Annotated in this window: 17 protein-coding genes, 1 tRNA gene and 1 pseudogene; 7 read left to right on the forward strand and 12 right to left on the reverse strand. The window is 70.1% G+C overall.

The genetic code is table 11. The annotated features are described in order from the left end of the window. From HMPREF3086_RS18925 to HMPREF3086_RS06420, 3 genes and pseudogenes are all read left to right on the forward strand, one after another. A pseudogene (locus HMPREF3086_RS18925) lies at positions 1 to 262 on the forward strand (hypothetical protein); the annotation flags it as partial. A gap of 166 nt (positions 263 to 428) precedes the next feature. After that, entirely contained in the window at positions 429 to 2,861 is a 2,433-nt protein-coding gene (locus HMPREF3086_RS06415) for a HelD family protein (RefSeq protein WP_061228771.1), read from the forward strand. After that, positions 2,858 to 3,292, forward strand: a complete 435-nt coding sequence (locus tag HMPREF3086_RS06420) for a DUF732 domain-containing protein (protein ID WP_232303088.1) — start codon at positions 2,858 to 2,860, stop codon at positions 3,290 to 3,292. The genes HMPREF3086_RS06415 and HMPREF3086_RS06420 overlap by 4 nt, the downstream gene beginning before the upstream one ends. Positions 3,293 to 3,372: 80 nt before the next feature. Here HMPREF3086_RS06420 and HMPREF3086_RS06425 read toward each other — a convergent pair whose 3' ends face one another. Together HMPREF3086_RS06425 and uvrB are read right to left on the reverse strand one after the other, a co-directional pair. Then, positions 3,373 to 3,822 carry a universal stress protein gene (locus HMPREF3086_RS06425; RefSeq protein ID WP_061228773.1) on the reverse strand — a complete coding sequence of 150 codons (450 nt, stop codon included), beginning with the start codon at positions 3,820 to 3,822 and terminating at the stop codon, positions 3,373 to 3,375. A 115-nt stretch (positions 3,823 to 3,937) separates the two neighbouring features. Next, the gene (uvrB, locus tag HMPREF3086_RS06430; RefSeq protein ID WP_061228806.1) at positions 3,938 to 6,067 is read right to left on the reverse strand and encodes an excinuclease ABC subunit UvrB; all 2,130 of its coding nucleotides are present in this window, start codon (positions 6,065 to 6,067) and stop codon (positions 3,938 to 3,940) included. A 124-nt stretch (positions 6,068 to 6,191) separates the two neighbouring features. Here uvrB and HMPREF3086_RS18470 point away from each other — a divergent pair, with 124 nt between their 5' ends. Next, entirely contained in the window at positions 6,192 to 6,395 is a 204-nt protein-coding gene (locus HMPREF3086_RS18470) for a hypothetical protein (RefSeq protein WP_232303087.1), read from the forward strand. Between the two features lies 1 nt (position 6,396). After that, entirely contained in the window at positions 6,397 to 7,959 is a 1,563-nt protein-coding gene (locus tag HMPREF3086_RS06435; RefSeq protein WP_070720814.1) for a DUF4185 domain-containing protein, read from the forward strand. Positions 7,960 to 7,990: 31 nt separating this feature from the next. Here HMPREF3086_RS06435 and coaE read toward each other — a convergent pair whose 3' ends face one another. After that, positions 7,991 to 9,079, reverse strand: coding sequence for a dephospho-CoA kinase (coaE, locus tag HMPREF3086_RS06440; RefSeq protein ID WP_061228775.1), 1,089 nt, complete (start codon positions 9,077 to 9,079; stop codon positions 7,991 to 7,993). A 202-nt stretch (positions 9,080 to 9,281) separates the two neighbouring features. Then, positions 9,282 to 10,754 (reverse strand): 30S ribosomal protein S1, encoded by a 1,473-nt coding sequence (gene rpsA, locus HMPREF3086_RS06445; RefSeq protein ID WP_061228776.1) that lies wholly within the window; start codon positions 10,752 to 10,754, stop codon positions 9,282 to 9,284. A gap of 92 nt (positions 10,755 to 10,846) precedes the next feature. On the opposite strand from rpsA, the gene HMPREF3086_RS06450 reads away from it, so the two are divergent. Next, positions 10,847 to 11,653 carry a class I SAM-dependent methyltransferase gene (locus HMPREF3086_RS06450; RefSeq protein ID WP_246830923.1) on the forward strand — a complete coding sequence of 269 codons (807 nt, stop codon included), beginning with the start codon at positions 10,847 to 10,849 and terminating at the stop codon, positions 11,651 to 11,653. Positions 11,654 to 11,698: 45 nt separating this feature from the next. Here HMPREF3086_RS06450 and HMPREF3086_RS06455 read toward each other — a convergent pair whose 3' ends face one another. The 4 genes from HMPREF3086_RS06455 to polA form a co-directional block, all read right to left on the reverse strand. Then, positions 11,699 to 12,460, reverse strand: a complete 762-nt coding sequence (locus tag HMPREF3086_RS06455; RefSeq protein ID WP_061228777.1) for an amino acid ABC transporter ATP-binding protein — start codon at positions 12,458 to 12,460, stop codon at positions 11,699 to 11,701. Continuing rightward, on the reverse strand, positions 12,457 to 13,440 hold the full coding sequence (locus HMPREF3086_RS06460; RefSeq protein WP_061228778.1) for an amino acid ABC transporter permease: 984 nt from the start codon (positions 13,438 to 13,440) through the stop codon (positions 12,457 to 12,459). The genes HMPREF3086_RS06455 and HMPREF3086_RS06460 overlap by 4 nt, the downstream gene beginning before the upstream one ends. Positions 13,441 to 13,451: 11 nt before the next feature. Further along, positions 13,452 to 14,354 carry an ABC transporter substrate-binding protein gene (locus HMPREF3086_RS06465; RefSeq protein WP_061228779.1) on the reverse strand — a complete coding sequence of 301 codons (903 nt, stop codon included), beginning with the start codon at positions 14,352 to 14,354 and terminating at the stop codon, positions 13,452 to 13,454. Positions 14,355 to 14,506: 152 nt separating this feature from the next. After that, a complete protein-coding gene (gene polA, locus HMPREF3086_RS06470) occupies positions 14,507 to 17,290 on the reverse strand; it encodes a DNA polymerase I (protein WP_181366007.1) in 2,784 nt (927 codons plus the stop codon). Between the two features lie 79 nt (positions 17,291 to 17,369). On the opposite strand from polA, the gene HMPREF3086_RS06475 reads away from it, so the two are divergent. Continuing rightward, a tRNA-Leu gene (locus HMPREF3086_RS06475) sits at positions 17,370 to 17,446 on the forward strand. A gap of 62 nt (positions 17,447 to 17,508) precedes the next feature. Here HMPREF3086_RS06475 and HMPREF3086_RS06480 read toward each other — a convergent pair. The 4 genes from HMPREF3086_RS06480 to HMPREF3086_RS06495 all read right to left on the reverse strand — a co-directional run. Then, positions 17,509 to 17,958, reverse strand: a complete 450-nt coding sequence (locus HMPREF3086_RS06480) for an SRPBCC family protein (RefSeq protein ID WP_061228780.1) — start codon at positions 17,956 to 17,958, stop codon at positions 17,509 to 17,511. Positions 17,959 to 18,194: 236 nt separating this feature from the next. Beyond that, positions 18,195 to 18,854, reverse strand: coding sequence for an MBL fold metallo-hydrolase (locus tag HMPREF3086_RS06485; RefSeq protein ID WP_061228781.1), 660 nt, complete (start codon positions 18,852 to 18,854; stop codon positions 18,195 to 18,197). After that, positions 18,851 to 19,936 carry an S-(hydroxymethyl)mycothiol dehydrogenase gene (locus HMPREF3086_RS06490; protein WP_070720816.1) on the reverse strand — a complete coding sequence of 362 codons (1,086 nt, stop codon included), beginning with the start codon at positions 19,934 to 19,936 and terminating at the stop codon, positions 18,851 to 18,853. Before HMPREF3086_RS06490 ends, HMPREF3086_RS06485 begins: the two co-directional genes overlap by 4 nt. A 160-nt stretch (positions 19,937 to 20,096) precedes the next feature. Beyond that, positions 20,097 to 20,675, reverse strand: a 579-nt coding sequence (locus HMPREF3086_RS06495) for a M23 family metallopeptidase (protein ID WP_070720824.1), incomplete at its 5' end; no start/stop codon positions are given.

The following is a 20,675-nucleotide window of genomic DNA, read 5'->3' on the forward strand; positions in this document are numbered from 1 at the left end:
CGTGCCGGTCGCCGCCGAGGTGCGGGGCCGCGCCGACGCCGCCGCCCGTGTCGCGTCCGACCAGGCAGACGACGTCCGCAAGGCCGCGCTGGCGCGGAAGAAGGCCGCGGAGAAGCAGGCCAAGAAGAAGTCCGCGCGACTGGGCAAGGACGCCAAGAAGAAGACCGCCCGGTTCGAGAAGGACGCCGGCAAGGCGGCCCTGATGGCCAAGAAGAAGACCGACGAGGTCCGGGCGAAGGCGGCCGACGCCATTCATCCCTGACCCGTCGGGGGCCCGGCCGCCACTCGGGCCGGCCGGCTCCCCGGACGATCCCTCCACCCGATGACCCCGCCCGCACCCGGGCGGGGTCATCGCCGTCCGAGGGCGCGTCGCGGATCCCGGTACCCTGGACGTCCTGCCCGAACAGCCCCAACCGGAAGGAGCGCCTGTGACGGGACACGACGCCGTCGACGAGGAGCAGCGTCACCTCGGTCGTCTCCTCGACCGCCTCGAGGAGTTGCGGGCGGACACCCGCGCGCGGCTCGACGCCGTCCTGCGCACCTCCGGCGGGACGCCGCAGGCCCGGTCGGAGCGGGAGTCGTTCGCCCGGCTCTACTCGTCGGAGCTCGCGGCCTTCAGCGCGGCCAACCTGGGCCTGTACTTCGGCCGCCTGGACATGGGTGACGGGGAGGTCCGGCGGATCGGCCGCGTGGGGCTGCGGGACGACGACGAGGACCTCACCACGCTGCTGTTGGACTGGCGCGCCGACCACAGCCGCCCCTTCTACCTGGCCACGACCGCCCGGCCCGAGGGCGCGCACCGCCGTCGTCACCTGCGCACGATCGGGCGTCGGGTGATCGGTATCCACGACGAGTACCTGACGGCGCCGGAGGACGGCGAGTTGCCGGAGGACCACGACGACGTGGTGGGGGAATCGGCCCTGTTGGAGGCACTCGACACCGCGCGGTCCGGGCACATGACGGACATCGTGGCGACCATCCAGCGCGAGCAGGACGAGATCATCCGCAATCCCCACGCGGGCGTGCTGGTCGTCCAGGGCGGGCCGGGCACGGGCAAGACCGCGGTGGCCCTGCACCGCGCGGCCTATCTGCTCTACACCCACCGTCAGCGGCTCGACCGCAGCGGCGTACTCATCGTGGGCCCCAACGCACGGTTCCTCGACTACATCGCCCGGGTGCTGCCGTCGCTCGGCGAGTCGGGGGTCGTGCTGCGCACCCTCGCCGATCTCTATCCGGGCGTGCGGGCGACCGGCCCCGAGACGCTGCGTGGTGAGGAGGTCAAGGGGTCGGGCGAGATGGTCGGCATCCTCAAGGCCGCCGTGCGGGCGCGTCAGCTCGCGCCGCGGTCCGAGGTGGTGGTGCGCGTGGAGGGCCACGACCTCACTCTCGCCCCGGCCACGGTGCGGGCGGCGCGGGGGCGGGCGCGGATGACCCGACGCCCCCACAACCAGGCGCGGGAGGCGTTCGCGACGCGGATCGTCGACGCGCTCACCGAGCAGTACGTGGCCGCCCTGACCGATCCGGTGGGGCGCGCGGAGGACGAGGCGTGGTCGCCGGAGGGCGACGGCGTCGGGGATCTGGGGGATCCGGCCCGGCCGCTGTTGGACGCGGACGACCGCGCGGAGCTCCGGCGCGAGGTGGAGGCCTCCCGCGAGGTCGCGGAGATCGTCGACGAGTGGTGGCCCGTCCTGCGGCCGGAGCAGTTGCTGGCCGATCTGCTCTCGAGCCGCGAGCGGATCGCCGAGGCGGCGGGTGACTACGTCGCGGAGGACCAGGAGGCGCTCTTCCGCCGGGACGGCGCCGCGTTCTCGGTGGCGGACGTGCCGCTGCTCGAAGAGCTCGCGGAGCTGCTCGGGGAGGATCCGACGGCGGACGGCAGCGAGGCCGACCGCGCCTGGGCGGAGCAGCTGCGCCAGGCGGAGGAGGCGCTGGAGATCCTCACCGGCTCGGCGGTCCAGGACATCGAGGACGATCTCGATCCCGAGGTGCTCATGGCGTATGACGTCGTCGACGCCGAGGCGCTGGCCCGCCGCCACAGCGCCGATTCGGACCTCACGGTCGCGGACCGAGCGGGGGCCGATCGGACGTGGGCGTTCGGGCACGTGATCGTCGACGAGGCCCAGGAGTTGTCCACCATGGCGTGGCGGGTCATCATGCGCCGCTCCCCCAACCGGTGGATGACCCTCGTCGGGGACGTGGCCCAGACGTCGAGTCCGGCCGGGATCGACTCGTGGCACGACGCCCTGTCGCCGTACGTCGACGACCGGTGGATCCTGACCGAGCTGACGGTGAACTACCGGACGCCCGAGACGATCTCCGCGGTGGCGGAGCTGCTGCTGGCGGAGATCGATCCCGACGCGGCCTCGCCGCGCCCGGTGCGACCGGGGCGGCGCCCGGTGGCGTGGCTGGAACCGGAAGCCGACGAGGTCACGCGGGTCGTGGCGGAGGAGATCCGCGCGGTGCCGTCGGAGCGCGCGGTGGCTGTTCTGGTCCCGGACGACGGCGGGGAGGTTGACGGGCGCGGCCACGACGGTGGCGTTGGCGTTGGCGGCGACCATGACGGTGACGACGACGAAGGTACCACTCCGCGGTACGCCGCCCTCGCCGAGGTCGCGGAACGGGCCCGGCCGGGGACATCGGTGCTGCCATTGGCCCTGGCCAAGGGGCTCGAGTTCGACGTGGTCGTGGTCGTGGACCCGGATCGTGTGCTCGCGCGCTCGCCGCAGGGTCTGCAGGATCTCTACGTCGGCACCACCCGCGCCACCCAGGAACTCGTCCTGGTCCAGCCCGGGGGCTTCGGCCCGCTGCTCGCGGGGATCCGGGACCGCGTGGCCGCCGCAGACCGGGAGCTCAGCGCATGAGGCGCGTCCGTGCACGGGTGTTGGCCACGACGGCGCTCCTCGCGGTGACGGCCGTCGCGGCGGCGTGTGGCGATGCAGCGGACGGGTCTGACGCCAACGGGTCGACCACGGCGGCCTCGCCCGAGACCGTCGCGGCGGACACGTCGGTCGGCGCCCGGCCGGGGACGGGTGGGCCGCTGCGCACCGAGGAGGAGCGCGCCTTCCTCGCCGACCTGGCCGGTCTCGGGTTGCCGACCGAGATGACCGCGGAGACGACCCTAGAGGTCGGTCTCGGCATCTGCCGGGGAATCGACGACGGCGCGGACACCGAGACGGTCCTCGATCGGATCCGTCCCCTCACCAGTGCGATCGCGTCCCAGAACGACGAGTGGGACACGGCCAGGGTCGGTCGCGCGCTCATCGACGCGAGCCGGGCCCACCTCTGCGACTGATGGCGGGGTACGACTCATGGCCGAATACGGCCAGCAGCCGGGCCCGGCGACGGCCCGGCCCGGCCGCGTGGCGCGAGCGCCTAGGTGGTGTGGACGATGAGCACGTCGCAGGTGGCCCGGCGGGCCGCGTCGGCGGGCACCGATCCGAGCAGACGCCCGGTCAGCGAATTCAGCCCCTTGTTACCCACCACGAGGAGGTCTGCGTCCACCTCGTCGGCCAGCTTGATCAACGACTCCACCGGTGCCCCACGGACCGTGCGCGTCTCGAGCTGCGTGGCCCCGGCGACGAGAGCGCGCTCGCGGGCGCCCCGGACGATGTCCTCGGCGGGATTGTCGCCACGGATCTGGTAAGCGTCGTCACCCAGCTGGTCGGCGGCCTGACTGACCGACCGCGGGTCGGCGGGCACGTACGCGCAGGCGATCACGAGCGTCGCCCCGGCGTCGGCGGCCAGTCGGGCAGCGCGATCGACGGCGCGGTAGGACGACTCCGAGCCGTCGGTTCCCACCACCACCTTGGTGTAGGCGCTCATTTGCTTCCTCTCCTCGGGAACACGTTGCACACAGCGTAGTCCCAGGCGGGCCTGACCGTGCGCGGTAAGCGCGGTCTGCACGGAGGTCCGGGCGTGCGTGTGCGCACCGTCCGGGTCAGTCGATGCCGGCCTCTCGCATCCCCTTGAGCTCTTTACGCAGCTCGGCGATCTCGTCGCGGAGCCGGCCCGCCAGCTCGAACCTCAGGTCCGTGGCCGCCGACATCATCTGCTCGGTCATCTCCTCGATGAGCTTCTCGAGCTCCTTGCGTGGCCGGGCGGCGTCCCCGACCGCACGGGCGCCGAGCAACTCCGGACGATCCGCGCCGTCGGCGGAATCACCGCGCTCCTCACCGACCCGGTCGAGAATGTCGGCGATCTTCTTGCGCAATGGCTGCGGGTCGATGCCGTGTTCGGTGTTGTAGGCGATCTGCTTCTCGCGGCGACGCTCGGTCTCCTCCATCGCGTACCGCATCGAGTCGGTGATGGTGTCGGCGTACATGTGGACCTCGCCCGAGACGTTTCGCGCGGCACGGCCGATCGTCTGGATGAGCGACGTGCTCGACCGGAGGAACCCCTCCTTGTCCGCGTCGAGGATCGCCACCAGTGACACCTCGGGCAGGTCGAGGCCCTCGCGCAGGAGGTTGATGCCCACCAGCACGTCGTACTCGCCACGACGCAGGTCCCGCAGGAGTTCGACGCGCTGCAGTGTGTCGATCTCCGAATGCAGATACCGAACCCGCACGCCGAGTTCGAGCAGGTAGTCCGTGAGGTCCTCCGACATCTTCTTGGTCAGCGTGGTCACCAGCACGCGCTCGTCGCGCTCGGCCCGCGCGCGGATCTCCCCGATGAGGTCGTCGATCTGTCCCTTGGTGGGCTTGACGACGATCTTCGGATCGACGAGGCCGGTCGGCCGGATCACCTGCTCGACGAACTCACCGCCCGTGCGGCCCATCTCGTAGGGGCCCGGCGTCGCGGAGAGGTACACGGTCTGCCCCACCCGGTCGGAGAACTCCTCCCACGTCAGCGGCCGGTTGTCGAGAGCGGACGGCAGGCGGAAGCCGAAGTCGACGAGGTTGCGCTTCCGGGAGGCGTCGCCCTCGTACATCGCGCCGATCTGCGGCACGGTCACGTGCGACTCGTCGATGACCGTGAGGAAGTCCTCGGGGAAGTAGTCGATGAGGGTCGCCGGTGCACTGCCCGCGGGCCGGCCGTCGATGTGACGGGAGTAGTTCTCGATGCCCGAGCAGAAGCCCACCTGCTGCATCATCTCGATGTCGTAGGACGTCCGCATGCGCAGGCGCTGTGCCTCGAGCAGCTTTCCCTGGTTCTCCAGCTCGGCGAGCCGGACCTCCAGCTCCTCCTCGATCGACGCGATCGCCTTGGCCATCCGCTCCGGCCCCGCGACGTAGTGGGTGGCGGGGAAGATGCGGACCTCGTCCACTCGGCGGACCACGTCGCCGGTCAGCGGATGGATGTAGTACAGAGCGTCCACCTCGTCACCGAAGAACTCGATGCGGACCGCGAGCTCCTCGTACGTGGGGATGATGTCGACCGTGTCGCCCTTGGCCCGGAACGTTCCGCGGGTCATCGACACGTCGTTGCGCTCGTACTGGACGTCCACCAGCAGGCGGAGCAGCTGGTCCCGGTCGACCTCCTGCCCGACCGCCAGGGACACGGACCGGTCGAGGTACGACTGGGGGGTGCCGAGGCCGTAGATGCACGAGACGGAACTGACCACCACCACGTCCCGCCTCGACAGCAGCGAGGACGTCGCGGAGTGGCGCAGCCGTTCGACGTCGTCGTTGATCGACGAGTCCTTCTCGATGAAGGTGTCCGTCTGCGCGATGTACGCCTCCGGTTGGTAGTAGTCGTAGTACGACACGAAGTACTCGACCGCGTTGTTGGGCAGCATCTCGCGCAGCTCGTTCGCCAGCTGCGCCGCGAGCGTCTTGTTGGGCGCCATCACCAGCGTGGGACGCTGCACCTTCTCGATGAGCCACGCCGTGGTCGCGGACTTGCCGGTGCCGGTCGCGCCGAGCAGCACGACGTCGCGCTCCCCCCGGGCGAGCCGTTCGCTCAGTTCGGCGATCGCCGTCGGCTGGTCGCCCGACGGCGTGAATTCGCTGACCACCTCGAAGCGGTTGGTGCTGCGTTCGACGTCGCCGATCGGGCGGAATTCCGAGTACGAGAGGACGGTCGGGTCGGCGGGGATCCCGTCGTCGGGGATCTCGGTCGCGAATGCCATGCCACCAGCGTACGAGCACTCGCCCACCCCCGCCCACCGGCAATCTCCTGACCGATGTCTCAGGCGGCCACTACCGTATTCTTGACTCTTCCTCACCCTCTCGTCGTGTCGTCTGGAGAACACCGTGGCCTTGAGCCCCCCTCGTCGTCGTATCGCCCACAACGTCTTCCTCATGCGGACGGACCTGTCCGACATCCCGACGCGGACGGTCCCCAACCCGAACGCCCGGATGCGCACGGCCGACGACAGCTGGACCCGCAACACCCCGGACCCCGCCGAGACCGGTGAAACCGTCCTCGTCGAGCGCCGCGAGATCCCGGGGGTCTGACGTGACCAGCACGCTCCCCCGCCTCGCGGGGGCGATCACCGCCGTGTCCGTCACGCTCGCCGCCGCGGTCACCGCCGTCGGCACCGTCGGCGTCGGGACCGCCTCCGCGGGCCCGTGCAGCGAGATGTTCGGCAACTTCGGGTCGTTGCTCGAACACCGCACCGGCGCCGGCATGGCCACCGGGTCCCTCGGCTCGCTCGGGTCGTCCGGCGACTCCGGATCCCTCGGCTCCACCTCGCGCGCGCTCGGCTCGGCCGACCGTTCCGGGTCGCTCGTCCGTGAACTGGAAACCGGCTCGCTCGGCAACGGACTGTCGGGCTCCCTCGATTCGATGGTCGGCTCGGTCTACGGGATGCCGCCGTGGATCACAGGCGACGACGGCACCGTACCCGTCCTACGCGGCCCCACCCGGTTCGAGCAGCTCGTCACCGGGCCCACCAGCCCCTCCGAGTCCGTCAGTCGCTTCGGCGTGGGCGGCACCGACCTCGGCATCATGTGGGACAACGGCGACCCCGACGATCCCGAAGTGCTCATGGCCTTCGGCGACACCATGGGTGACTGCACCGTGCCCGGGACGCAGTGGCGCTCCAACGTCCTGTTCCGCTCCGCGGACACCGACCTCACCGACGGGATCACCATCGACTCCGCCGCCATGGGTACCGACGGACTCGCCAAGTCCATCGTCCCGCGCTCGGGGTTGCCCGGCGAGGTGACCATCATCCCCACCGCGGGCATCGCGGTGAACGGCGTCCAGTACCTACGGTTCATGTCGGTGGCCCACTGGGGTCAGCCGGGATCGTGGACCACCAACTACTCGGGACTGGCCTACTCCGTCGACAACGGGGAGAACTGGACCGTCGTGCCGTCTATGGCCCGGCCGATCACCGACACCGTCCCCACCGGCGCCGGATCCCCCGCCGTCGACGCCGCGTGGCGGGGCGCGCAGATGAGCTCGTTCCTGCGAACCGACGACCACCTGTACGAGTACCTCACCCCGTCCGGCCGTCAGGGCGGTGCGATCGTCTCCCGGGTCCCCCTCGCCGGGTCCCCGACCGCCGACGACCTCGACGCACCCGGCGGTCCGCCGGCCGTCGGCGTCCTCGACCCCCGCGCGTACGAGTACTGGGACGGCACGGGGTGGGTCTCCGACATCCGCGCCGCCCGACGCGTGCTGCCCGCCCCGGCCAGCGAGATCTCCACGATGTGGAACGAGCATCTCGGCAAGTACACGGCGATGTACTCCCAGGGCTTCGACTCGGTGGTCCTGCGCACCGCGGACCGCCCCGAGGGGCCGTGGAGCGCCCCGACCACGCTGGTGGACTACTCCATGCTCCCCGGCGTGTACGGGGCGTTCATGCACCCCTGGGCGCAGGGCGAGGACCTGTACTACCTCGTCACCACCTGGAACGCGTACAACGTCTTCCTCGTACGCACCCGGTTACCGGAGGTGTTCCCGGACCGCTCCCGCTCAGCGCGCGGCGTGGCCCCCGGGCCGCTGGAGACCGAAGTCGTCCGCCGCGTGCCGGTCTCCGAGCTCGTGGACGGGATCGTCCCCGGCGAATGACCTCTCCGCCTCGCGGCCTCGCGCCGGCGGCCTAGCGACCGCGGCGCGAGGCCTCGCACAACGTGCGCTCGAAGCGACGCGTCTCCTCACGGTTCGCCCGGCGCAGGATCTCGGAATACTCGGCGCGGGCACCGGGATCGGCACCGATCACTTCTGCCATCAACAGCGCGAACTCGTGCTCAGGGTCGTCCTCGGCGACCACGGACACCTCCAGTGGGCGCGCGGGGTCGCACCAGTGCAACAACGGCCGCTCGCTGGAACGGTCGCGGACGTAACCCGCGCCGGTGAGCTTGGCGAGCGCGGACTCGACCGCCGGCGCATCGCGCACCGTGACCTGCAGATCGATGACATCCGGCGCGTCGAGTCCGTCGACCGCCGTCGGCCCGACGTGGTCGATGCGCGTAGCGAGCTCGCCCACCACGTGGCGGAGCCGCGCGCACGCCCGCTCGGCCTCGCCGGCCCACTCGGGACGGAACGGGACGACGGTACGGTCCCCGACGACCGGCGTGCCGGTCCGTAGATTGTGCTCGAACGGGCTGAGCCTGAGCTCGATGAGGGCGTTGGTCAGATCGATGGTGGTCTGCCGGTCGCCGGAGTTGTCGATCAGCACGTCGGCCACGGCCCGCCTGGCCTCGTCGGTCGCCTGCCTGGCCATCCGGGCTCGGGCGTCCTCCTCCGGCATCCCGCGCTGCTCCACGAGCCGCCGGAGCCGGATCTCGGCCGGGGTGTCGACCACGATCACGAGGTGGTATCCGGGGGCCATCCCGCCCTCGACGAGCAGCGGCATGTCGTGCACCACGATCGCGTCCGCGGGGGCCGAGTTGTAGAGCTCGGCGGTCCGCTCCGCGATGAGCGGGTGAGTGATGGCGTTAAGGGCGGCCGTGCGCTCGTCGTCGACGAACGCCTTGGCGGCGAGGGCGGCGCGGTCGAGCGCACCGTCGGGTCCGAGGATGTCCTCGCCGAACTCGGCGACGAGCATCGCCAGACCGGGACTGCCGGGTTCGACGACCTCTCGCGCGATGCGGTCGGCGTCCACGACCACCGCTCCCGCGTCCGCGAGTACCGCCGTCACCGTTGACTTGCCGGCGCCGATCCCACCGGTCAGACCCACCATCAGCATGGTCTGGAGTCTAGGTGACCGTCCGGCCACCCGCCCGAGCGGGCGAATCCGGGCGGGCGAATCCGGGCGGGCGACTCCGGGGTGCGCGGCTCCGGGCGCGCGAAATAGACCGCGGCCCCGGAGGGTACCCACCGTGGTGGGCGACCCTCCGGGGCCGTGGCCGATGCTCTCGGGCGCCCGGGGCGCCGTCAGGCTGCGACGATCACTCTCCGCCGGCGAGCTTGGCACGCAGGGCGGCCAGCTGCTCGTCCGAGGCCAGCGAACCGCCGGTGGTCTCGGAGGTGCCGGCGTCGGCAGCCGGACGCGAGGACGGGGCGGACTCCGACGAGTAGTTGGTCGGCGCGGCCTCGGCGGCCTCCGCAGCGGCGACGCGACCCTTCTCGATCTGGGCCGTGTGCATCTTGTGGCGACGCTCGGCCTCCGCGTAGCGGTTCTCCCACTCCTCGCGCTGCTTCTCGAAGCCCTCGAGCCACTCGTTGGTCTCGGGATCGAAGCCCTCGGGGAAGATGTAGTTGCCGGCCTCGTCGTAGCTGTCGGCCATGCCGTACTTCGACGGGTCGAACTCCTCCGTGTAGTCCTCGTCGGCCTGCTTGAGCGACAGGGAGATACGACGACGGTCGAGGTCGATGTCGATGACCTTGACCATGGCGTCGTCGCCCACGGAGACGACCTGGTCGGGGACCTCGACGTGGCGCTCGGCCAGCTCGGAGATGTGGACCAGGCCCTCGATGCCCTCCTCGACGCGCACGAACGCACCGAACGGGACGAGCTTGGTGACCTTGCCCGGGACGATCTGGCCGATCGCGTGGGTCCGGGCGAAGTGCCGCCACGGATCCTCCTGGGTGGCCTTCAGCGACAGGGAGACGCGCTCGCGGTCCAGGTCGACGTCGAGCACCTCGACGGTGACCTCCTGGCCCACCTCGACGACCTCGGACGGGTGATCGATGTGCTTCCAGGACAGCTCGGAGACGTGGACCAGACCGTCGACGCCGCCGAGGTCGACGAACGCACCGAAGTTGACGATCGAGGACACGACGCCCTTGCGGACCTGGCCCTTCTGCAGCTGGTGCAGGAACTCGGAGCGCACGGCCGACTGGGTCTGCTCCAGCCACGCACGACGCGAGAGCACGACGTTGTTGCGGTTCTTGTCCAGCTCGATGATCTTGGCCTCGAGCTCCTGGCCGACGTAGGGCAGGAGGTCGCGGACGCGGCGCATCTCCACCAGCGAGGCGGGGAGGAAGCCACGGAGGCCGATGTCGAGGATCAGGCCGCCCTTGACGACCTCGATGACGGTGCCCTTGACGGCCTCGTCCTTCTCCTTGAGCTCCTCGATGGTGCCCCAGGCGCGCTCGTACTGGGCGCGCTTCTTGGACAGGATCAGACGGCCGTCCTTGTCCTCCTTGGTCAGGACCAGAGCCTCGACCTCGTCGCCCACCTCGACGACCTCACCGGGGTCGACATCGTGCTTGATCGAGAGTTCGCGCGAGGGGATGACGCCCTCGGTCTTGTAGCCGATGTCGAGCAGGACCTCGTCGCGATCGACCTTGACGATCGTGCCCTCGACGATGTCACCATCGTTGAAGTACTTGATCGTGGCGTCGATGGCGGCGAGGAAGTCCTCAGCGGAGCCGATGTCGTTGACGGCTACCTGCGGGGACGTGGTGTTGGTGGTCATAGGGTGGGGTGCTCCGAGGTGGATAGGAATCGTAGGTGGACGGACTGAACGCGAACGCGTACGCACGCGACCGTCAACTGTACGCTTCTGCCGTGACGTCCACAAACCCGCCCGGACATGGAGAGTCGGTCCGAGCCTCCCGCTCGTGGTGGGACTCGGAGGCCTCCGACTACCACGAGGAACACGGCGTCTTCCTCGGCGCCCACTCCCCCGACGGCGAGTTCATCTGGTGCCCCGAGGGCCTGCACGAGGGCGACTGGCATCTGCTCGGCGCCGTGGCGGGTCGCGACGTGCTGGAGATCGGGTGCGGTTCCGCGCCGTGCGCGCGGTGGATCGCCGGGCAGGGCGCACGCGCCGTGGCCGTGGACCTGTCGGCGGGCATGCTCCGGGTGGGCGCGGAGGCGGCGAGCCGCTCGTCCGGACCGGCGGCGTCCGTGCCGCTGATCCAGGCCGACGCCCGGCGACTCCCGTTCGCCGACGCGAGTTTCGACGTGGCGTTCTCGGCGTTCGGCGCGATCCCCTTCGTGGCGGACTCGGCGGGCGTGATGGCGGGGGCGGCGCGGGTGTTGCGCCCGGGCGGCCGGTTCGTGTTCTCGGTCAACCACCCGATGCGGTGGATCTTCCGGGATGACCCGGGTCCCGGCGGTCTGCAGGCCGTGTTCCCGTACTTCGACCGATCGCCGTACACCGAGTACGACGACGACGGCGAGCTGTCCTATGTCGAACACCACAGGACGGTGGGTGACCGGATCCGCGAACTGGTCGCCGCCGGGTTCGTGGTTCAGGACCTCATCGAGCCGGAGTGGCCGGAGTGGCTCGACCGGGAATGGGGGCAGTGGAGCCCGCTGCGGGGCGGGATCTTCCCCGGCACCGCGATCTTCGTGGCCTCCCTGCCGTGACACCCGCCGGCCGGGGTCATCCCGGCCGGCGCCCGGCGCGTGCGCTCAGAGGATCTTCGACAGGAAGTCCTTGGTGCGCTGGTGAGTCGGCCTGGCGAGCACGTCGGCGGGCTTGCCGGCTTCCACGACGACGCCGTTGTCCATGAACGCCACGGTGTCGGCGACCTCGCGCGCGAAACCCATCTCGTGGGTCACCACGACCATGGTCATCCCCGCATCGGCGAGCTCCCGCATCACGCCGAGCACCTCACCCACGAGTTCCGGGTCGAGCGCCGAGGTGGGCTCGTCGAAGAGCATGAGCTTGGGGTCCATCGCGAGCGCACGGGCGATCGCGACGCGCTGCTGCTGCCCACCGGACAGCTGCGCCGGGTAGGCGTCGGCCTTGGCGCCGAGTCCGACCATGTCGAGCAGTTCGCGGGCACGCTCGGTGGCCTCCGCCCGCGACTGCCCCTTCACCAGCATCGGTGCCTCGATGACGTTCTCCAGCGCGGTGCGGTGCAGGAACAGGTTGAAGTGCTGGAAGACCATCCCGATGTCGCGGCGCTGGCGGGCCGCCTCCGCGGGCGAGATCTCGTAGAGCTTGTCGCCCTTCTCGCGGTAGCCCACCAGGTCGCCGTCCACGTAGAGCCGACCGGCGTCGACCTTCTCGAGGTGGTTGATGCAGCGCAGAAAGGTGGACTTCCCCGAACCGGAGGGTCCCACCAGGCAGAGCACCTCACCCGCGGCCACCTCCAGGGAGATCCCCTTGAGCACCTTCAGGGAACCGAAGTTCTTGACCACCTGGTCGGCCTTGACCATCGGCGTCATCGCCTACCTCCGGACGGGTCGGCGGCCTCGGCCGCGGCGAGGGAGGACGGCGTGAGACCGTCCGCGTCGGCGAGCGCGCGCAATTGCTTGCCGGTGAGCTGGCGGGTCGCCCCGCGCGAGAACCTCTTCTCGAGGAAATGCTGCCCCACCATGAGAACGCTGGTGATGACGAGGTACCACGTGGCCGCGACCAGGAGGAGCGGGATCGGCTGGAAGTTGACGCCCGAGATGTCGCGCGCCTGACCGTACAACTCCCCGGAGAACGGGATCGCCACGACGAGCGAGGTGGTCTTGAGCATCGAGATGAACTCGTTGCCCGTCGGCGGGATGATCACGCGCATCGCCTGCGGCAGGATCGTGCGCCGCATGGTCTGCCCCCACGTCATGCCGAGGGCGGTGGACGCCTCCGCCTGACCTTCCGGCACCGACGAGATGCCGGCCCGCACGATCTCGGCCATGTAGGCGGCCTCGTTCATCGCCAGGCCCACCACGGCCAACCAGAAGGCCGAGTAGAGCACCATGGTGTCGTCGAACCGGATGAAGTCGATGTCGGTGAAGGGGATGCCGAACTGCACCTGTCGGTAGATGGTGAAGATCAGACCCCAGAACAGCAGCTGGACGTAGACAGGGGTTCCGCGGAAGATCCACAGGTAGACCCACGCCACGGCCTTGAGCACCGGGTTGGCGCTCATCCTCATGACCGAGAGGATGACGCCGAGAACCACGGCCAGGGTCATCGACAGCACGGTCAGCGCGATGGTGTAGAACACGGCCATCCCGAACCTGGTGTCGAACAGGTAGCGGGCGTACGTGTCCCAGCCGTAGGCCGGGTTGGTCGCCGCGCCCCAGACGAACAGGAAGACCAGGACGAGGACGATCGTCGCCGACACCCAGCGCCACGGGTGCCGTAGCGGTACGGCCTTGATGGGTTCCGGGGCCTCCGCCGCGGGGGCCCCGGCCCCCCTCTCCGCGGTGCTCACCTGACGATCCCTCAGCCCTTCCGGATCTCGGCGTCGTCGATCATCCCGTCCTCGACGCCCCAGTTCTGGGCGATCTTCTCGAAGTCGCCGGTCTCGATCAGCTTGTCGGCGGCGGCCTCGAGGGCCGCGGTCAGCTCGGAGCCCTTGCGCACCGGCCATCCGTAGGGCGCCGCGTCGAAGACGTCGCCGGCGAGCTGCATCTTGCCCTCGGATTGCTTGACCGCGTACGCGGTGATCGGCGAATCGGCGGACATCGCGTCCACCTTGCCCAGCGCGACGGCCGTGGAGGCCTCGTCCTGCGAATCGAACTGGACCTTCTCGATCGCGGGCTTGCCGGCGTCGGTGCAGGCCTTGCTGCGGGCGGGCACGTCCTCCTGGTCGGAGACGGTGGTCTGCTGGACGGCCACGCTCAGACCGCAGGCGTCATCGGGGTCAACGTCGTTGCCGGCGGCCGACGCCCATTGGATCCCGGCCTCGAAGTAGGTCACGAAGTCGACGGTCTTGAGGCGCTCGTCGTTGACGGTGAAGGAGGAGGCGCCCATGTCCATGGTGCCGCCCTCGATGGCCGGGATGATCCGGTCGAAGTCCGACTCGCGGAATTCGGCGCGGAGTCCCATGAGCTGGGCGATTGCGGTCATGACGTCGATGTCGAAGCCGACGATCTCGCCGTTCTCGTCCTTGAACTCGTTGGGGGCGTACGGCGGGTTGGTGCCGATCACTATGACGCCCTTGTCGCGGATCTCGGCGGGCACGAGCGCGGCGATCGCCTCGTCGGCCTCCAGCGACACCTCCTCGCGGGGCTCCCCGGAATCCTGCGGGCCCTCGGTGTTGGTGGTGCAGCCGGTCAGGGCGAGGGCTGCGGTGGCGGTCATGGCCAGGGCGGCACGCAGGCCGCGCCGTGAGGTGAGGGTCATGTGGGTGGCCTTTCAGGCGTCGGGAAGCCGAATCTGCAATGAACCTAGGGCATACGGGGACCGGCTCAAAACCAATCGACCTGTTTCGGGCCCAGTGATCTCCGTCGCGTAGTGGCTCCGTCGCGCCGGTGGCCCCACCCTCCCTGGACCTGTCAGTGGGCGGCGGAGTCCCAGTTCGGACCGGTGCCGGTCGACACGTCCAGCGGTACGTCCAACTCGATCGCGGAGTACATGCGGTCGACCACCAGGTCGCGGACCTCGTCCAGTTCGCCGGGCGCCACCTCCAACACCAGCTCGTCGTGGACCTGGAGGAGCAGTCGACTTCTGAGTCCCCGTGCGGTGAGGTCGGCGTCCACCTCGAGCATCGCGGCCTTGATGATGTCGGCGGCGGTGCCCTGGATCGGCGCGTTGAGGGCGGCACGTTCCGCGTTCTCGCGCTTGAGCCGGTTATCCGAGTTGAGCTCGGGGAGATAGCGCCGGCGACCGAAGAGAGTCTCGGTGTACCCGTCCTTACGGGCCTGTTCGACGACCGCCTGGAGGTAGTCGCGGACCCCGCCGAACCGGGAGAAGTACGCCTCCATCTGCTCGCGCGCCTCGCCCTGGCTGATGCCGAGCTGGGCGGCGAGGCCGAAGGCGCTGAGCCCGTACGCGAGGCCGTAGCTCATGGCCTTGACGCGGCGCCGCAGCTCGGGGGTGACCTGGTCGATCGGGACCCCGAACGCCCGGGCCCCCACGAACGAGTGCAGGTCTTCGCCGGTGCGGAAGGCCTCGATGAGGCCGGCGTCGCCGGACAGGTGCGCCATGACGCGCATCTCGATCTGGCTGTAGTCGGCGGTGAGCAGACAGTCGTACCCCTCACCCACGACGAACGAGCCGCGGATGCGCCGGCCGTCTTCGGTGCGCACGGGGATGTTCTGCAGGTTGGGGTCGGTCGAGGACAGGCGGCCGGTGGCGGCGACGGTCTGGTTGAAGGTGGTGTGGATGCGTCGGTCGTCGCCGATGGTCTTGATCAGCCCCTCTACGGTCGTGCGCATCTTCGTCGTCTCACGGTGCAGGAGCAGCGCCTCGAGGAAGGCCCGCCCCGGGGTGTCGCCCGTCTCCTTGGCGAGCAGTTCCTCCAGCGCCTTGGCGTCGGTGGTGTACCCGGTCTTGGTCTTCTTGGTCTTGGGCATCCCGAGCGTCTCGAACAGGACCACCTGGAGTTGCTTGGGCGATCCGAGGTTGATCTGCTCGCCCCCGATCGCGGCATACGCGGCCTCGGCCGCCTGCCGGCCGCGGTCGGCGAAGTCGTCGCGCAGTCCGTCCAGCGCGGCGGCGTCGACCGCGATGCCGATGGACTCCATCCGCGCGAGCACCGGCACGAGAGGTAGCTCCATCTCCGCCATGAGGGTGGCGCCGTGCACCTGGTCCAGCTCCACGTCCAACCGCTCGGCGAGGTCGACCACCGCGCGGGCGCGGGTCGCGGCGGCGTCGGCGGCCTTCTGTGCGGCCTCGGCGTCATCGACCTCGTCGAGGAGCGACAGCTGTTTCTCCGCCGCCTCCGCCTCCGGGAGTTCGCGGCGCAGGTGGCGCTGGAACAGTTCGGCGAGTCCGTAGCTGCGCTGCCCCGGGCGGACGAGGTACGCCGCCAGAGCGACATCCATCGTGACCCCGCCGAGACGTAGGTCGCGTCCCATCAGCGCGTGGGTGGCGGCCTTGGCGTCGTGGACCGCCTTGTGGACGGCGTCGTCCCCGAGCCATCCCCGGAGGGCCTGCTCGTCGTCGGGTCCGATCGCCGCGAGGTCGAGGTGGGCGGAGGCGCCGCCTGCGGCGGCGATGGTGATGGTCTGTGCGTCACCGGCGCCGGGCCGGGAGGGACCGACGACGACGAGGCCGTGCCGCTTCCCGGCCGGCGCGTGGGCTGCGAGCCAGTCCGAGACCTCGCCGGCGTGCAGGAGCGACGCCTGTTCGAGCGCGACCTCAGCGGCGGGCTCCGGGGCCCCCTCTGGAAGGAAGGCCGACAGGAAGCGGTCGCGGGCCTGGGGCCCGAATTCCAACCGGTCGAACAGTGCGTTGACATCACCGCGCTCCGGGGTGGACCGGACGAGGTCGGCGAGCTCGACACCCAGATCCAGGTCCCGGGTGAGCTCGGTGATGCGGCGGTTGAGCTGGACCTGCGGGAGGTGTTCGCGGAAACTCTCCCCCACCTTGCCCTTGATCTCGTCCGCGTGCGCGATGAGCTCGGACAGGCTGCCGTACTGGGTGATCCACTTGGCGGCGGTCTTGTCACCGACCTTCGGAACCCCCGGCAGGTTGTCGGAGTTGTCCCCGCGCAGCGCGGCGACGTCCGGGTACTGGGCCGGCGTGACGCCGTACTTCGCCTCGACCGCCTCGGGCGTGAAGCGCGCGAGCTCCGAGACGCCCTTGACCGGATAGAGCACGGTGACGGCGTCGGAAACGAGCTGCAGCGCGTCGCGGTCACCGGTACAGATGAGGATCCGGGCATCGCCCGAGTGCGTGGCGCCCGTCGCGAGGGTGGCGATGATGTCGTCGGCCTCGTGCCCCTCGAGTGAGAGCGTCCGCACCCCGAGTGCGGCGAGCGCCTCCTGGATGAGCTCGATCTGCCCCTTGAACTCCTCCGGGGCGGCCGAACGGGTCGACTTGTACTCGGGGTACTCGGCCGTGCGGTGCAGCGTGGCCCGTGAGACGTCGAACGCCACGGCGAGGTGGGTGGGCTCCTCCTCGGTGACGAGGTTTGCCACCATCGACAGGAAGCCGTAGACGGCGTTGGTGTGCTGACCGGACGCGGTGGAGAAGTTCTCCGCTGGCAGCGCGTAGAACGCACGGAACGCCAGCGAGTGCCCGTCCAGCAGCAGCAGCCTCGCCGGCCCCTCCCCTTGGACGGCGGAGGAGGGTGCGGCGGTGGTGACGTCTGTGGTCTGGCTCGTGGTGCTCACACGGCCACTCTAGGGCGGGCGTCGGACAGACGCTCACCGGTCGTCGGTTAGACTCACCGAGCAGCGGCTCGCCGCGCTCGCCCCCGTAGCCCAATTGGCAGAGGCAACGGATTCAAAACCCGTCCAGTGTCGGTTCGAGTCCGACCGGGGGCACCACCACGCCGACCCTTCCGCACCATGGCGGGGAAACTGTGCCGTTCAGCGCCCACGCCAGGAAGTCAGCCCTCGACGTCGGCCTTGAGGTTGGTCAGCAGCTGGTGCTGGATGCGCTTGAGTCCGGCCGGCGCGAAGGTCCGCTCGAAGAACCCGCCCACTCCCCCCGCTCCGTTCCAGGACGTGGTCATCTCGACGAGCGAGCCGCCCGTGGCCTCGCGGACGGTGTACGTGGTTGCCATGGACGAGTTCTCGTCCTTCTCCACGAGCGACCAGTGCGCGCCCGCGTCGTCCACCGTCACGGTCGCCTTGACGTCGCGATTGCGCTTCTTCGTCGCCTGCAGGTTCCAGGCCGCGACGGTGCCGTGGCCCTGCCCGCCCTCGATCAGCCGGTAGGCGCTGAACTGCTCGGGCTGAATCCGCGGCCGGACCCGGGCGTAGTCGGCGATCGCCGTGGTCACGGCGTCGACCGGTGCCTCGATGACGATGGTGTTGGTGGCGGTGACCCTGGCCATGTCGGTGACTCCTCCTCGTGGGTCCGACCCTCTCGCACCCGACGCGGTCGCGAGGGTGGCGCCCGGTGGGCGCGTCAGACCACTCCCATCCTGCCCGACGACGGCGGTCCGTATCGGCCCGCCGAGCGGTGGGTCTGACAGCCGGTCGGCCCGCCGGGACGGGACCGGCCCGCGGCGACACCACCCGGCGTCACACCGGGCGGGCCACCGCGGGCCGGCTGGTTCTGCGCGGGGTATCAGTGCCCGCGCCTGATCCACTCCTCGAGGTGCGGGGACTCGTCCCCGACCTTCGTGCCGTCACCGTGACCGGTGTGCACGAGGGTCTCCGCCGGGAGCGTGAGGATCCGCTCGCGGATGGAGGTGATGATCGTCGGGAAGTCCGAGTACGAGCGCCCGGTGGCGCCCGGCCCGCCCGAGAACAGCGTGTCGCCCGAGAACAGGACACCCGCCTCGGGGACGTGGAACACGCACGAGCCCGGCGAGTGCCCGGGGGTGTTCATCACGTCGACGCGGGTACCCGCGATCTCGAACTGCTGACCGTCCTGCAGTTCACCGTGGGACACGTCCGGATGCGTCTCGTCCCACAGCATCTGGTCGCCGGGGTGGACGAAAATCGGGGCGTCGAGCTTCTCGGACAGCTCCGGTGCCACCGTGATGTGGTCGTTGTGGGCGTGCGAGCACAGGATGCCCTTGACCTTCCGCCCCCCGACCGCGTCGATGATCGGCTGGGCCGTGTGGGCCGCGTCGATCACGAACACCTCGGAGTCGTCCCCGAGGATCCAGATGTTGTTGTCCACCTCCCATTCGCCGCCGTCGAGCGCGAAGATCCCGCTCGTGATGACCTTCTCGATACGCAGTCCACCGGCGTAGCCGGCGCTGGTGTAGGTCTCACTCACAACGTCACCACCGATCGCAGTACGGAACCGGACTTCATGGCGTCGAACGCCGCCTCGACGGCGTCGATGCCGATCCGCTCGGAGACGAACTTCTCCAGCGGGAGTCGACCCTGCAGGTGCAGGTCGACGAGCATCGGGAAATCCCTCTCGGGCAGGCAGTCGCCGTACCAGGAGGATTTGAGGGACCCGCCGCGGCCGAAGAAGTCCAGCAGCGGGAGCTCGAGGCGCATCTCCGGCGTGGGGACGCCCACGAGGACGACCGTGCCGGCGAGGTCGCGGGCGTAGAACGCCTGCTCGTACGTCTCGGGCCGGCCGACCGCGTCGATCACGACATCTGCGCCGAAACCGCCGGTGGACTCCCGGATCGCGGCGACGGGGTCCGTGGAGGTCGAGTTGACCGTGTGGGTCGCCCCGAAGTCCTTGGCCCACTCGAGCTTGGTGTCGTCGATGTCCACCGCGATGATCTCGGAGGCGCCCGCGAGTCGCGCGCCGGCGATCGCGGCGACGCCCACACCGCCGCACCCGATCACGGCCACGGACTGGCCGCGGGTCACCTTGCCGGTGTTGATCGCGGCACCGATGCCGGCCATCACGCCACAGCCGAGCAGACCGGCGACCGCCGGATCGGCGGACGGATCGACCTGCGTGCACTGGCCCTCGTGGACCAGCGTCTTGTCGATGAACGCCCCGATACCGAGAGCGGGCGTGAGCGCGGTGCCGTCGGTGAGGGTCATCGGCTTCGACGCGTTGTGGGTGTTGAAGCAGTACTCGAGCTGCCCGCGCTTGCAGGCACGGCACTCGCCACACACCGCCCGCCAGTTGAGGACGACGTAGTCACCCTCGGCCACGTGCGTGACGCGGTCCCCGACGGTCTCGACGACTCCTGCGGCCTCGTGGCCGAGGAGGAAGGGGTACTCGTCGTTGATGCCGCCGTCCCGGTACGCCAGATCGGTATGGCAGACGCCGCACGCCTGCACCCGAACGATGACATCGTTGGGCCCCGGATCGGGCACCACGACATCGACCAGTTCGACCTCGGCACCCTTGCTGCGGGCGATGACGCCCTTCACGGTCTGCGACATGGATCGCCTCTCGATTAGATGTGGATACTCCCCACCCACTCTGTCAGAAGCGCACGGAGCCCGACCGCACAAAGCGATGCGCCCCGCCTCCTTCAGGGGAGGCGGGGCGCAGTGCGTGCGTGAGCCGGGATGGCCCGGTCAGACGGCGAGGCCCTCGCGATCAGACCGCGATGCCGTTGGCGCGCAGCCACGGCACGGGATCGATCCACTGGCCGGCCGGGTTCCGCACACCGAAGTGGAGGTGCGGCCCGGTGGAGTAGCCACGGTTGCCGACCGTCCCGATGACCTGGCCGGCGTTGACCCGCTGCCCCACGGAGACGTAGTTCTGATCGTTGTGGCCGTACTCGAGGAGGTGCCCGTCGTCGGTCTGGATGCGGATCCACAGGCCGTACCCGGACGCCGGCCCGGCCGCGACGACGGTGCCCGACTTGGCGGCGAACATCGGGGTGCCGATCGGGGCGCCGAAGTCCGTGCCGTTGTGGAACGTGCCCCAGCGCGGGCCGAAGCCGGAGGTGATCGGGCCGTAGGTCGGGGCGTGCGCACCACCGGCGGCCGGGAGGCCGAGCGAACCGAACATCGCCGGGTCGATCGCGTACTCGCGCAGCTGCTCGGGGGTGAGTCCGATGCCCTGGACGACACCCTGCGCCATCTCGGTGAGCTGGTCCACGCCGATCTCGGCGGACTGCGCGGACGCGGCGGGGGCGGCGGCGAGGGCCGCGCCGCCGGTGAGGGCCGCGCC

The organism is Dietzia sp. HMSC21D01 (assembly GCF_001815995.1).
GTDB classification, from domain to species: Bacteria; Actinomycetota; Actinomycetes; order Mycobacteriales; family Mycobacteriaceae; genus Dietzia; species Dietzia cinnamea.